We start from the raw sequence: 12,812 nt of genomic DNA on the forward strand, positions 1-12,812 counted from the left end.
CCCCGGGGCAGGCGCAGCGGGAACTAAGAATCTGTTCAGGCGATGTCAACATGTGTAGACTTACCATGTCAACGATTGTTGATTTTTCACCTGCCGAGCGAGCCGAGACCGAATGTCGCCACGCGTAAAGAATGCCGCCGCCACCAGGGAGGCGATCCTCGCCTCCGCGCGGAGCCGCTTCATCGAAGAGAGCTACGACAATGTCGGGCTGCGTGAGATCGCCGGCGATGCCGGAGTCGATGTCGCGCTGATCGGCCGCTATTTCGGCTCGAAGGAGGAGCTGTTCAAGGAGGTCCTCCGCGCCGGCAAGAAGCCGGACTGGCTCGATCCCAGCGTCGGCCACCGGGAGCTTCCCGCCTATCTCGCCTCGCTTGCTGTCGAGGAGGATTGCGCCGACCGCAAGAAGCACGCCGAGGGGCTGCTGATCATGCTCCGCTCGGCCTCCTCGCCCAAGGCGGGCGAGGTGATCCGCCAGGCGCTGCGCGAGGACGTGCTGGAGCCGATCGCCAAGCTCCTTCCCGGTGCCGACGCGGAGGTCCGCTCGAGCCTCGCGCTCAGCATCTTCTTCGGCACCAACGTGATGCGCACGATCATGGCGGTCGAGCCGCTCTGCCAGTGCGACTCGGGTTCCGTCCGCGGCCACATGCAGCGCCTGCTCGAGGCGGCGCTGACCGGCGACCGGACCGCGTGATCCCGCGCGAGGTCCTCGCGACGTCGCACATGCCGGACGGCGGCGGGGAGATCCGGCTGGTCCGCAGGGGCGAGGAATATTCGATCATGCTCGGCGCGACCGAGCTGATGAACAGCCGGCTGAGCGGCTCGGAGGAGCAGCTCGCGGCGACGCCGTGCGAACGGATCGCCGGACGCGCCCGCCCGGCAATTCTGATCGGCGGGCTCGGCATGGGCTTCACTTTGCGGGCGGCGCTCTCCCGGCTGGCGAAGGATGCCGAGGTTACCGTCGCCGAACTGGTGCCGGCGGTGGTGGACTGGGCGAGGGGGCCGCTGGCCCATATCTTCGCCGGCAGCCTCGACGATCGGCGGGTGCGGATTTTCGAGGGCGACGTCGCTGCCCTGATCGACGGCGCGCGCAACGCTTGGGACGCGATCCTGCTCGATGTCGACAACGGCCCCGGCGGCCTCACCCGCGAAGCGAACGACCGCCTCTATGCGCGCGGCGGCCTTGCCGCGGCGCACGACGCGCTGCGCCCCGGCGGGGTGCTGGCGGTCTGGTCGTCGCATCCCGACACCGGCTTCACCCGGCGGCTGGAGAGCGCACGCTTTCAGGTCGAGGAGCGCGTGGTCCGCGCCCGCGGCGACAAGGGGCCCCGCCACGTCCTGTGGTTTGCGACCAGGCGGCGCTGAGGGAACGGGAGCGGCGTCCCGGCGATTGAACGGCCAGAGTCACTCCGCGGGGATCCAGAATCATGGCTATCGAACGACCACGTGCGCTCGTCACCGGCGCGTCCTCCGGCATCGGCCGCGTCTATGCCGAGCATCTCGCCCGCACCGGCCACGACCTGATCCTCGTCGCCCGGCGCGCCGACCGGCTGCAGGCGCTGGCCGACGCACTTGCGCAGGAGCACCGGATCGAAATCGAGGTGCTTCCGGCCGATCTCGGCGAGAGCGACGGGGTGGAGACGGTCGCGCGGCGGATCGAAGCGGGCGCGCGGATCGACATGCTGATCAACAATGCCGGCTATGCGGCGCGGGCGCGGGTCGCCGAGCTCGACTTCGCCGCGCTCGAGGCGATGCTGCGGGTCAACATCCTCGCGCTCGCCCGGCTCTCCCAGGCGGCGCTGAAGCGGATGATTGAGGTGGGCCGCGGCACGATCATCAACATCGCCTCCGGGACCGTGTTCATGCAGATGCCGGGCAATGCCGGCTATGGCGCGTCCAAGAACTTCGTCACGGCCTTCACCCGCCACATGCAGGTCGAGGCGGCGGGCACCGGGGTGCGCGTCCAGCTGCTCGTGCCCGGCGTGATCGCCACCGACTTTCACGAGGTCGCCGGCAACGATCTCGCCAATTTCCCGCCCGAGCGGGTGATGAGCGCCGAGGATCTGGTCGTCGCCTCGCTGCGTGCGCTGGAGCTGGGCGAGGAGGTCTGCATTCCCTCGCTGCCCGACATGGCGGCTTGGGACGCTTATGCCGACGCGGAGGCGGGCGTGGCGGCGAACGTCTCGAGGGACCGGATCGCGCCGCGCTACCACGCCGGATGAGAAGGGGCGGCGCTCTCGCGAGCGCCGCTCCGTCATTCTCTTCGCGCTCCGGTCAGGCGCCGAGAACGGTCTTGCCGTCGAGGAGCCGATCGTAAGGCGAGGAGTCCCTGAGCTCGGGCGGCAGCAGCGCCTCCGGCATGTCCTGGTAGCAGACCGGCCGCAGGAAACGGTCGATCGCCATCGTGCCGACCGAGGTCGAGCGGCCGTCCGCGGTCGACGGATAGGGGCCGCCATGGACCATGGCGTGCGCCACCTCGACGCCGGTGCCGAAGCCGTTGACCAGGATGCGGCCGACCTTGCGCTCGAGCACCGGGATCAGCTTGCGGGCGTCCTCGTGATCGGCCTCGGTGATGTGCAGCGCCGCGGTCAGCTGGCCTTCGAGGCTGTCGAGCACGCTGGCGAGCTCGGCCTCGTCGCGGCAGCGGACGACCAGCGAGGCCGATCCGAACACTTCTTCGGCCAGCTTGCGGTCGGCGAGGAAAGCCTCGGCGGTGGTCGAGAACAGGCCCGGCACGCCCTGATAGCCCTGGCCGGCCTGGCCGCGGGCGATCGTCTGGACCGCGGTGTGGCTGCGCAGCGCCTCGACCCCGGCCTCATAGGCCTGGTGGATGCCCGGGGTCAGCATCGTCGCCGCACTGGCGCTCTGCAGCGCATTGCCGGCGCCGGCGATGAACTCGTCGAGCTTGTCGCTCTCGATCGCGAGGATCAGGCCGGGGCTGGTGCAGAACTGGCCGGCGCCCATCAGCAGCGAGGTGATGAAGCCATGCGCGATCTTCTCGCCGCGCTCGGCCAGCGCGCCCGGAAACAGGATCACGGGGTTGATCGAGCTCATCTCGGCATAGACCGGGATCGGCTCCGGCCGCGCCTGGGCGATCTTCATCAGGGCGGTGCCGCCGCCGCGCGAGCCGGTGAAGCCGACCGCCTTGATCCGGGGATCGGCGACCAGGCCCTGGCCGATGTCGCGGCCGGTGTCGAACAGCAAGGAGAAGACGCCTTCGGGCAGGCCCGAGGTGCGCACCGCAGCCTGCACCGCGCGGCCGACCAGCTCGGAGGTGCCGAGATGCGCGGAGTGCGCCTTGACGACGACGGGGCAGCCGGCGGCAAGCGCCGACGCCGTGTCGCCGCCCGCGACCGAGAAGGCGAGCGGGAAATTGGAGGCGCCGAACACCGCCACGGGGCCGAGCGGGATCTTGCGCAGGCGCAGGTCCGGACGCGGCAGCGGCTGGCGCTCCGGCATGGCCGGATCGATCCGCAGGTCGAGATAGCGGCCATCCCGGACGACCTGGGCGAACAGGCGGAGCTGGCCGACGGTGCGGCCGCGCTCGCCCTCCAGACGGGCGCGCGGCAGGCCGGTCTCGGCCATCGCGCGCTCGATCAGCGCATCGCCGATATCGAGGATGTTCTGGGCGATGGTCTCGAGGAAGCGCGCCCGCGTCTCCGGCTCGAGGCTGCGATAGGGATCGAACGCTTCCCAGGCGAGCCGGCAGGCCTCGTCGAGCTCGGCGCGGGTGGCGCCGCGATAGACCGGATCCAGCGTCTCGCCAGTGGCCGGGTTCACCGCCCGCGCTTCTCCGGAAGTTCCGGAAAGGCTGCGGCTGCCGATGAACATTTCTCCGTTGATCACGTCAATCTCCTTGCCGCCCGATGTCGGTGCCTGCGGCATCTAGGCGGAGCGGCGGCGCTTTGAAAGGGGAGGGCGCAGCGCCGCCGCACGAGAGCGAGGAGGCGCGGGCTTTTCATTTCGGTTGCAACGCTTTACGTCGCGCCCAGCGTGCCTCGTCCGGGAGCCGCGCCGGTGGATGTGTATTCGATGGTTCAGCTCTCCGAGGTCCATTCTTTGGGTTTCCTCCTCGGCGACGGCGAGATGGCCGCCCGCACGCGCGATTACGACTGGGCATCGACGCCGCTCGGTCCGCCGGAGACCTGGCCGCAATCCCTCCGCTCCGCGACCGGCATCTGCCTCCATTCGAGCTTCCCGACCGCCATCTACTGGGGCGACGAATTCCGCCTGCTCTACAACGACGCCTGGGCACCGATCCCGGCCGATCGCCACCCCTGGGCGCTGGGACGGCCGGCACATGAGGTCTGGGCCGACATCTGGGACATCATCGGACCCCAGCTGCGCGGCGTGGTGGAGAGCGGCCAGGGCCTGTCGGAGTTCGACCGGATGCTGCCGATGGAGCGGAACGGGCGGGCCCGGGAGACCTATTGGAACTACAGCCTGACCCCGATCCTGGGCGAGGACGGCCGCGTCGCCGGGGTGTTCAACCAGGGGCACGAGGTTACCCAGCGGGTTCTCGCCGAGCGGCGGCAGGCGTTCCTGCTGGCGCTCAGCGACGCGCTGCGCCCTCTCGGCGATCCCAACGAGATCATCGTGCGGGCGCAGCAGATGCTCGGCGAACATCTGCGCGCGCACCGGGTCGGCTATGGCGAGGTCGATGCGACCGAGCGCTTCTTCACCACCGAGAACAACTGGACCGACGGCACCATCCCGTCGCGCCACGGCACGCACGATCTCGCCGGCTTCGGCGAGGAGGTGCACGGGCGGCTGAAGCGCGGCGAGCCGCTCGTCATCGACGACGTCGAGACCGATCCGCGGACCTGCTCGCCCGCCTATCTCGCCGCCTTTGCGGCGATCGACACCAAGGCCGCGATCACCGCCTCGCTGGTTCGGGACGGACGGATGGTCGCGGCGCTCTACGTCCATAGCCGGGAGCCGCGCAGCTGGACCGCGAGCGACGTGGCGGTCGTCGGCGACGTCGCGGAACGCACCTGGTCGGCGGTCGAGCGTGCCCAGGCGCAGGCGCAGACCGCCGCCGCGCGCAGCCGCCTCCAGGCGGTCTATGACGCCGTGCCGGTCGCCATCGTCATCGCCGATGCCCCGTCGGGCCGGATCGTCGGCGGCAACGCCCAGGTCGAGCGCGTTTTCGGCCATCCGGTGCTGCCCTCGCCCGACGTCGAGGCCTATCGGCAGTGGATCGGCTTCGACGCGACCGGCCGCCAGATCGCTCCGGAGGAGTTCCCGCTCGCCCGGGCGCTCCGCGGCGAGGAAGAGCGGCCGGAGATCGAGACGCTCTACGAGCGCGGCGACGGGCGTAAGGTCTGGCTGCGCCTGATCGGCTCCGCGGTGAAGGACGAGCGCGGGCAGATCCAGGGCGCCGTGGTCGCCGCGCTCGATATCGACCGGCACAAGCGCGCCGAGGCGGCGCTGCGCGACCTCAACGACGTGCTCGAGCACAAGGTCGCCGAGATCGCGGCCGAGCGCGACCGGGTGTGGAGCAACTCGCGCGACCTGCTCACCATCGCCGATGCGGAAGGGGTGTTCCGCGCGGTCAGTCCGTCGTGGCAGGCCATCCTCGGCCATGCGCCCGAAGAGGTGATCGGCCGCAACTTCCTCGAGTTCGTTGTCCCGGACGACGTCTCGCTGAGCCGCAGCAGCCACGACCAGGCGGCGGTCCGCGATCTCAGGAATTTCGAGAACCGCTTCATGCACAAGCACGGCGGCTATCGCTGGATCTCGTGGCACACCGCGGTCGAAGGCGGGCTGGTCTACGGCTATGGCCGCGACGTCACCGAGGAGAAGCAGCGCCGCGCCGAGCTCGAGCAGGCGCAGGAGGCGCTGCGCCAGAGCCAGAAGCTCGAGGCGATGGGGCAGCTGACCGGCGGCGTCGCGCACGATTTCAACAATCTGCTGTCGCCGATCATCGGCGGGCTCGACCTGCTCCAGCGCAAGCAGCTCGGCGACGAGCGGGCGCAGCGGACGGTCGCCGGCGCGCTTGCCTCGGCCGAGCGGGCGAAGGTGCTCGTCCAGAGGCTGCTCGCCTTCGCCCGGCGGCAGCCGCTGCAGCCCTCCGCCGTCGACATCGGCCGGATCGTCGAGGGCATGGCCAGCCTGCTGGCGAGCACGCTGGGCCCGCGGATCCGCCTGGTGCTCGAGATCGAGGCCGGCCTGCCCGCCGCGCGTGCCGACGCCAACCAGATCGACATGGCGCTGCTCAACCTCGCGGTGAACGCGCGCGATGCGATGCCGGACGGCGGCGCGCTGACCATCGCGGTCGACGTCGAGACGATCGCGCCCGGCGCCGCCGAGCGCCTGGCCGCCGGTTCCTACATCCGCCTGCGGGTCAGCGACACCGGCTGCGGCATGGACGCGCGGACGCTGGCGCGCTGTGTCGAGCCGTTCTTCTCGACCAAGGGCATCGGCCAGGGAACCGGCCTCGGCCTGTCGATGGTCCACGGCCTCGCCGCGCAGCTCGGCGGCGGCCTGGCGATCGACAGCAAGGTCGGCGTCGGCACGACCATCACCCTGTGGCTGCCGACCTCGGCCGCCGCGGCCGAGGAAGAGGAAGCGGACGAGGCGCTGCCCGCCGGCGCCGCGGCCGGGGTGGCACTCGTCGTCGACGACGAGGACCTGGTCCGCGCCTCGACCGCGGGGATGCTCGAGGACCTCGGCTACGAGGTGATCGAGGCGAACTCGTCCGAGGAGGCGCTGCGCATCCTGGAGGGCAGCGCAATCGACCTGCTGGTGACCGACCATCTGATGCCGCACATGACCGGCAGCGAGCTCGCCCGCACCGCGCGGCAGCGCTGGCCCGAGCTGCGGCTGCTGATCGTCTCCGGCTATGCGGAGGTCGAGGAGATCGCGCCGGACCTGCCGCGGCTGACCAAGCCGTTCCGCCTCTCCGACCTCGCCGGGGCGCTCGCGGCGAATTCCTGACGCGGCCGCCGCTCTCCCGGCTTCGTCGCAAAGCATGAGAGATCTCCGCGCCGATTTGGATCAAACGGATTGAACCGGAAATCCCGGCGAGCGCCACCCATGGCCGCGCACCCCTGCGTTCGCGGCAGGGGGCCACGCGGGAGAGGGACATGGCAGACATCGACGGCACCGCAGGCAACGATCTTCTGAACGGCACCGAGGAGCGCGATCGGATCAGGGGCCTGGCCGGCAACGACATCATCAATGGGCTCGGCGGCAACGACGTCATCGACGGCGGCGACGGCGACGACCGGATCAACGGCGGCGCCGGAGCGGACGTGATCGACGGCGGCAACGGCAACGACCTGGCCAGCGGCGGCGACGGCAACGACATCATTCGCGGCGGCGCGGGCATCGACCGGCTGACCGGCAATGCCGGCAACGACATCATCGACGGCGGCGACGGGCGCGACACGGTGCTGTCCGGCGGCGACGGCAACGACATCGTCTACGGCGGCAACGGCAACGACACGCTCGACGGCGACGCCGGCAACGACATGCTGTTCGGCGGCAATGACGACGACGTGCTGTTCGGCCTCGACGACAACGACCTCCTCTCCGGCGACGCCGGCGACGACGAATTGTTCGGCGGGCGCGGCAACGACGTGCTCTCCGGCGGCGACGGCGACGACGAGATCCAGGGCGAGGAGGGCGTCGACCTGCTCTCCGGCGGGGCGGGGGTCGATCGGTTCGTCTTCTTCACCAGCGCCTTCCAGCCGGACTCGATCTTCTCCGCGCGTGACGTGGTGACCGACTTCCAGGGCGCCGGGATCGCAGGGGGCGACGAGCTCCGGCTGAGCGGAGAGACCTATGCCTTCGTCGGCGCGCTGACGATCAGCCCGCGCGTCGGCGCGGCGCTGCCGGGTGCGGGCGACGGCGTCACGCAGGTCGGCTACGCCCAACGCGGCGGCAACACCTATCTGATCGCCGACACCAACGACAACGGCCGCCTCGACGGCGACGACTTCACCGTCGAGTTCCAGGGCCGGCACGCCTTCACCACCGACGACTTCGTGTTCACCGATTTCGTCATCGCCGGCACCAACGGCGACGACGTGATCTTCGGCACCGAGGGCGACGACCGCATCTTCGCCGCGGGTGGCAACGACGTGGTCTTCGCGCTCGGCGGCAATGACGAGGTTCATGGCGGCGCCGGCGACGATTATCTCGACAGCGGCGCCGGAGCGGACAATCTGCTCGGCGAGGAGGGCAACGACACGCTCACCCTGGCGAGCAGCGACATCGGCGGCAGCGCGTTCGGCGGCGACGGCAACGACGTCATGTTCGGCAGCGACAGCTCGTTCAGCTTCTTCGACAACCAGATCGACGGCGACGCCGGCGACGACGATCTCCATGCCGGTACGGTCGGCACGACGATGAACGGCGGCCTCGGCACCGACCGGCTGTTCAGCAGCGCCAGCGACGACCAGATGAGCAGCGGCCGCGATCTCGACACCTTCCTGCTCGACGGCGCCCAGGATCTGTTCGTCTACGGCGGGACGGGACGGTGGAGCGAGGAGGGCAGCTTCTTCGGCGACCTGATCTTCGGCTTCGAGGACGGCGTCGACCTGTTCGACATGCGCGGCAGCGGCCTGACCTTCGCGGACCTGACTATCGTCAACGGCGATTTCGAGACGGTGATCAGCTCGAGCCGCGGCCAGATCACCATCGTCGAGGGCTTCGACGAGCCGGTCGACATCACCGCCGCCGACTTCCTGTTCTAGGCAGTTGCGGTCCGAAGGGCGCTCGCGGCCCGACCCGGGAGCGCCCTTCCACGCCCATAAGGCCCTCCACCGCAGAACATGCGGTCTGCGCTCCTGGAGGCAAGGGGTTGATCGGACGGGCGGACTCACCTCGCGTTCAGTCTTGAACCGCTATCGACCACGCCCACATGGTTTGCGTGCCGGCCCCGGGCAGGGCCGCACGTCCAGGCGTCAGGAGAGACTTTTCGTGCGTAAGCATTTGGTTGCGTTCGCGGCCGGTCTGGCCGCTGTGTCGAGCATCCCCGCCGCGGCGGACGCCGCGAGCCCCGGCCAGGCGGCGGGCGTCTGGCGCAATCCGAAGAACACGGTGCACGTCCGCATGCAGTCGTGCGGCGAGAGCGTCTGCGGCGTCGTGATCTGGGCCGATGCCCGCGCCCAGCAGAAGGCGCGCGAGGCCGGCACGCCGCGCCTGATCGGCACCAATCTGTTCCGCGAATTCCGGCAGACCGGCCCCGGCGAATGGAGCGGCCGCGTGTTCGTGCCGACGATCGGCAAGACCTTTTCCGGTTCGATGAAGGCGGAAGGCCGCAACGCCATCACCGGCAAGGGCTGCCTGATCGGCCGCTTCCTGTGCAAGCAGCAGACCTGGGTGCGGATCGGCTGAGGCGGGGCGCCGGATGGGTGCGGCGCCTGTAAACAACAGGTGTTTTTACAGGCCGGGGCGGCGCGTTTCGGCACCGCCCGCCCGATCATTCCTGTTCCGCCCTCTCGTCCCCGAGGGTCGCACCCTGCGGTGCGCGTGGCGGAACGGCCAAATCAAAGCCGGGTGCAGGATCGGCGCGGCCGCCGCTGCCACGGGATGACAGTGGCGGGTCCGGCGGCAGGCTGCCCAGACGGTGGCCCGGCACCCGTGCCGCGGCGCAAATGCTGCAGTGCGCACCGTAAATCGACCGTTATTTACGGTCAGATTTTTGCGATGCAGCGAATTTCCGCTGCTGATCGGCGCGCCGGCGAAGCCCTTCCCCTGCGTTCCCGGCCCGCGCTTCCACTCCCTCACAGTGCGGCGACATCCTGATCCGACCGCAAAAGCCAAGCCTGCACCGCTGCTGAGAAGGCCAAGGCGGAGGAGCGCCGCCGGCCGATCCGCCGCCGATGGATAGCTTCACACCGTCAAAGAGCCGAGTTCTCAGAACGGTGGAACATAACACGAACATCCATCAAAGTCAAACCGCGTCGGCCTCCGCGCGCGCCAGCCAGATCGTGTGGCCGCCGCAGTCAGGGTCCTCGACGACGTGGTCGATCACGGCGAAGTCGTGCTCGCGGAGCAATGTGCGATATTCGGCGGGGTCGAGGCTGGCATGGTAGAGCGGCTCGCCGTGCATCGTGCCGATCGCCTCGCCCGCGGCGGGGCCGCTGGTGAACAGAAGGGCCGCCCCAGGCGCGGCGTGGGCAGCGAAGATGCCGAACATCGCGCGCTGCCGCTCCGCGGTCAGATGAAAAAGCTGTCCCAGGCGAGAATGCCGTCGAAGCGTCGCCCGAGGGCGAGCTCGGTCATGTCGGCGACCCGCCAATCGTGACCGGGGAAGCGCTCGGCGCAGAGCGCGACCATCCTCGGCGCGACGTCGATCCCGGTGACGTGCAGTCCCGCGTCGATCAGGTGCCGGGCGATGGGGCGGCCCGACCCGCAGCCGAGATCGAGCACTCGGCCGGCGGGCTGCACCTGCGCGAGAAAGCGGTCGATCCACGCGCGGTCGACGAAGCTGTCGCGGCGCGCCTCGTCCCACGCCTCGGCGTGGCGCTCGTAGAGCTCGGGAATGCGGTCGGACGGACGCATCCGATCACATTGGGCCGGCGCCGGCTCTGCCCGCAAGCGCGTCTCAGAGTTCGAGGCAGATCTTGCCGAAATGGGCGCCGCTTTCCTGGTGGCGGAAGGCGTCGGCGATCGCCTCCAGCGGAAAGGACCGGTCGATCACCGGCGGCGTGCCGATCGCCTCGAGCGCGCGGACGTAATCCTGCTGGTCGCGGCGGCTGCCGACGATCAGGCCCTGGAGCCGCGCCTGCTTGGCCATCAGGAACGCGGTCGGCACCTCGCCGCCGCGGCCGGTGAGCACGCCGATCAAAGCGATGTGCCCGCCGATCCGCACCGCGGTAATCGACTGGGTCAGGGTGGCCGGGCCGCCGACCTCGACGACGTGATCGACGCCGCGGCCGCCGGTCCAGCGCAAAGCCTCGGCGCCCCAGTCCGGATTGCTGCGATAGTTGATGACGTGGTCGGCGCCGAGATCGCGCAGCCGTTCGAGCTTTTCGTCGGACGAGGAGGTGGCGACGACCTGCGCGCCCATCGCCTTGGCGAGCTGGAGCGCGAAGACCGAGACGCCGCCGGTGCCGAGCACGAGCACGGTGTCGCCGGCGCGAAGGCCGCCGTCGACGACCAGCGCCCGCCAGGCGGTGAGGCCGGCGGTGGTGATCGTCGCCGCCTCGGCATGGCTCCAGCCGGCGGGGGCGTGGGTGAACCAGCTCGCCGGCGCCACCACTGCCTCGCGGGCGTAGCCGTCGATGCCGTCGCCGGGCGTGCGGGCAAAATCGGCGACGGTCGGCGGACCGTCCTGCCAGTCGGGGAAGAAGCAGGAGACGACGCTGTCGCCCGGCTCGAACTCGGTGACTCCGGCACCGACCGCCTCGACCAGGCCGGCGCCGTCCGACATCGGGATGCGCCCGTCCTCGGCCCGCATCGCGCCGATCACGACCCCGTAATCGTGGTAGTTCAGGGAGCTGGCGTGGATCCCGACGCGGATCTCGCCGGGCCCGGGCGCGCCGGGATCGGGATCGTCGACCAGGCGGAGGCGATCGAGCCCGCCGGGCGCCTCGAGACGGACGGCCCTCATTCCGCTGCCTCCCGCTCTGCCTGGGCGGCGACGGTGGCCGCCATGCCGTTCGGCGACAGGATCTCGATCCAATAGCCGTCCGGATCGGCGATGAAGGCGATGCCCTTCATCCTGCCGTCCTGCGGCCGCTTGACGAACGTCACGCCGAGGGTCTCGAAGCGGGCGCAGGCCGCCTCGACGTCGGGCACCGAGACGCCGAGATGGCCGAAGCCGCGCGGCTCCGCGTTGCCGTGATGGTAGCCGGCGAAGCCGGGATCGCTTTCCGTGCCCCAATTGTGGGTGAGCTCGAGCGTCGTCTCGCGGGTGAAGACGAAGCGGGCGCGCTCGGCGGGATCGTCGGGCACGCTCTCGCCGTCGCGCAGGAAGGCGAGGAAGAAGAGCGAGAAGCGCATCTCCTCGAAATCGAGCCGCTGCAACAGGGTCATGCCGAGGATCTCGGCGTAGAAACGGATCGACGCGTCCGGATCGCGGACGCGGAGCATGGTCTGGTTGAGCGTGTAGTCGCGGGTGGCGGGATCTGACATGGGTCCTCGAGGCTGGAGCGGGGTAGGGGCCCCGCGTGATGCCTCAACGCCGGACCGGCACGCTCGACGCCCGCCGCGCGCCACTTTGCGGCGAATAGACGGCGTGCGGCGGCGGCTTGTCCTCTGTCGAGAGGCCGCGGGGCGGCTCAGCCCTGCGCGGCGGCCGCGGCCTCGATCGCTTCCTTGAGCTTCTGACCCGCATCGGCCTGCACCGTCTGGACCGTGCGCTCGCCGGTCGCCGGGTTGGTCTGGTGGAACTTGAACGCCTTGCCGGCGAGCGGGCCGGAGATCAGATCCGCGAACATGATCTCGCGCTGCTTGTTCTCGGGGGTGGCGAACGGCGCGATCAGATCGACCAGCCAGATCGTGTCGCCGCTCGTCCATTCCTCGAGCGTCAGGCGGTTCTCCGGCTCGATCATGCCGCGATCGAGCTTGGCCTCGGCCTCGGGCCCGCAGTTTGCCCAGAGGGCGAGACCGACCGGCCGATCGCCGTCGCGGAAGAGGTAGAATTGCTGGTGGATGAGGGCGGGCATCGCCAGCCACTCGATGTCGCCGATCTGCATGGCACGGTGCAGCGGCGACTGGGTCAGGAGCCAGGTCATCTCGCCGAGGAGGTGGCTGATGGTGACCGGACCGGTGCTGCTCGCGCCGGCGGTGCCGGCCGCGCCGCTCTCGGGATTCGTGCTCATCAGTCTGTCGCCCCTTCCGTAAGCCGCCGCGGCCGA

12 protein-coding genes are annotated in these 12,812 nt (G+C 70.1%); 6 read left to right on the top strand and 6 right to left on the bottom strand.

Translation table 11 applies throughout. From position 1 onward, the window contains the following. The first annotated feature begins 112 nt into the window (after positions 1–112). The 3 genes from E2493_RS09630 to E2493_RS09640 all read left to right on the top strand — a co-directional run bounded on the left by E2493_RS09630 (position 113) and on the right by E2493_RS09640 (position 2,219). Positions 113–691, top strand: a complete 579-nt coding sequence (locus tag E2493_RS09630) for a TetR/AcrR family transcriptional regulator (RefSeq protein ID WP_135086148.1) — start codon at positions 113–115, stop codon at positions 689–691. Beyond that, on the top strand, positions 688–1,362 hold the full coding sequence (locus E2493_RS09635) for a spermidine synthase (protein ID WP_135086150.1): 675 nt from the start codon (positions 688–690) through the stop codon (positions 1,360–1,362). The genes E2493_RS09630 and E2493_RS09635 overlap by 4 nt, the downstream gene beginning before the upstream one ends. Positions 1,363–1,424: 62 nt before the next feature. Beyond that, on the top strand, positions 1,425–2,219 hold the full coding sequence (locus E2493_RS09640) for an SDR family NAD(P)-dependent oxidoreductase (RefSeq protein ID WP_135086152.1): 795 nt from the start codon (positions 1,425–1,427) through the stop codon (positions 2,217–2,219). Positions 2,220–2,271: 52 nt separating this feature from the next. Here E2493_RS09640 and E2493_RS09645 read toward each other — a convergent pair whose 3' ends face one another. Continuing rightward, on the bottom strand, positions 2,272–3,843 hold the full coding sequence (locus tag E2493_RS09645; RefSeq protein WP_404828309.1) for an aldehyde dehydrogenase (NADP(+)): 1,572 nt from the start codon (positions 3,841–3,843) through the stop codon (positions 2,272–2,274). Between the two features lie 171 nt (positions 3,844–4,014). On the opposite strand from E2493_RS09645, the gene E2493_RS09650 reads away from it, so the two are divergent. From E2493_RS09650 to E2493_RS09660, 3 genes are all read left to right on the top strand, one after another. Next, the gene (locus tag E2493_RS09650) at positions 4,015–6,936 is read left to right on the top strand and encodes a PAS domain S-box protein (RefSeq protein ID WP_225421315.1); all 2,922 of its coding nucleotides are present in this window, start codon (positions 4,015–4,017) and stop codon (positions 6,934–6,936) included. 149 nt (positions 6,937–7,085) lie between these two features. Then, positions 7,086–8,699 carry a calcium-binding protein gene (locus E2493_RS09655; protein ID WP_135086158.1) on the top strand — a complete coding sequence of 538 codons (1,614 nt, stop codon included), beginning with the start codon at positions 7,086–7,088 and terminating at the stop codon, positions 8,697–8,699. A 226-nt stretch (positions 8,700–8,925) separates the two neighbouring features. Then, positions 8,926–9,342, top strand: coding sequence for a DUF2147 domain-containing protein (locus E2493_RS09660; protein WP_135086160.1), 417 nt, complete (start codon positions 8,926–8,928; stop codon positions 9,340–9,342). A 559-nt stretch (positions 9,343–9,901) separates the two neighbouring features. Here the strand turns inward: E2493_RS09660 and E2493_RS21780 are convergent. The 5 genes from E2493_RS21780 to E2493_RS09680 form a co-directional block, all read right to left on the bottom strand. Further along, positions 9,902–10,147, bottom strand: coding sequence for a hypothetical protein (locus E2493_RS21780; RefSeq protein ID WP_225421317.1), 246 nt, complete (start codon positions 10,145–10,147; stop codon positions 9,902–9,904). Positions 10,148–10,167: 20 nt separating this feature from the next. Then, on the bottom strand, positions 10,168–10,512 hold the full coding sequence (locus E2493_RS21785; RefSeq protein WP_225421319.1) for a class I SAM-dependent DNA methyltransferase: 345 nt from the start codon (positions 10,510–10,512) through the stop codon (positions 10,168–10,170). A 43-nt stretch (positions 10,513–10,555) separates the two neighbouring features. Next, a complete protein-coding gene (locus E2493_RS09670; RefSeq protein ID WP_135086162.1) occupies positions 10,556–11,563 on the bottom strand; it encodes a zinc-dependent alcohol dehydrogenase family protein in 1,008 nt (335 codons plus the stop codon). Next, positions 11,560–12,087 (bottom strand): lactoylglutathione lyase, encoded by a 528-nt coding sequence (gene gloA / locus E2493_RS09675; RefSeq protein WP_135086164.1) that lies wholly within the window; start codon positions 12,085–12,087, stop codon positions 11,560–11,562. Before gloA ends, E2493_RS09670 begins: the two co-directional genes overlap by 4 nt. A 146-nt stretch (positions 12,088–12,233) precedes the next feature. Continuing rightward, positions 12,234–12,776, bottom strand: coding sequence for a toxin-activating lysine-acyltransferase (locus tag E2493_RS09680; RefSeq protein WP_135086166.1), 543 nt, complete (start codon positions 12,774–12,776; stop codon positions 12,234–12,236). Positions 12,777–12,812: the final 36 nt, after the last annotated feature.

The sequence above is a fragment of the Sphingomonas parva (ex Maeng et al. 2020) genome (assembly GCF_004564275.1).
GTDB lineage: Bacteria > Pseudomonadota > Alphaproteobacteria > Sphingomonadales > Sphingomonadaceae > Allosphingosinicella > Allosphingosinicella parva.

Excerpts from the sequence above, each read along its gene's own strand:
- E2493_RS09630 (WP_135086148.1), top strand. The coding sequence starts at position 113 with ATGTCGCCACGCGTAAAGAATGCCGCCGCCACCAGGGAGGCGATCCTC.
- E2493_RS09640 (WP_135086152.1), top strand. The coding sequence starts at position 1,425 with ATGGCTATCGAACGACCACGTGCGCTCGTCACCGGCGCGTCCTCCGGC.
- E2493_RS09655 (WP_135086158.1), top strand. The coding sequence starts at position 7,086 with ATGGCAGACATCGACGGCACCGCAGGCAACGATCTTCTGAACGGCACC.
- E2493_RS21780 (WP_225421317.1), bottom strand. The coding sequence starts at position 10,147 with ATGTTCGGCATCTTCGCTGCCCACGCCGCGCCTGGGGCGGCCCTTCTG.
- E2493_RS21785 (WP_225421319.1), bottom strand. The coding sequence starts at position 10,512 with ATGCGTCCGTCCGACCGCATTCCCGAGCTCTACGAGCGCCACGCCGAG.
- E2493_RS09670 (WP_135086162.1), bottom strand. The coding sequence starts at position 11,563 with ATGAGGGCCGTCCGTCTCGAGGCGCCCGGCGGGCTCGATCGCCTCCGC.
- gloA (WP_135086164.1), bottom strand. The coding sequence starts at position 12,087 with ATGTCAGATCCCGCCACCCGCGACTACACGCTCAACCAGACCATGCTC.
- E2493_RS09680 (WP_135086166.1), bottom strand. The coding sequence starts at position 12,776 with ATGAGCACGAATCCCGAGAGCGGCGCGGCCGGCACCGCCGGCGCGAGC.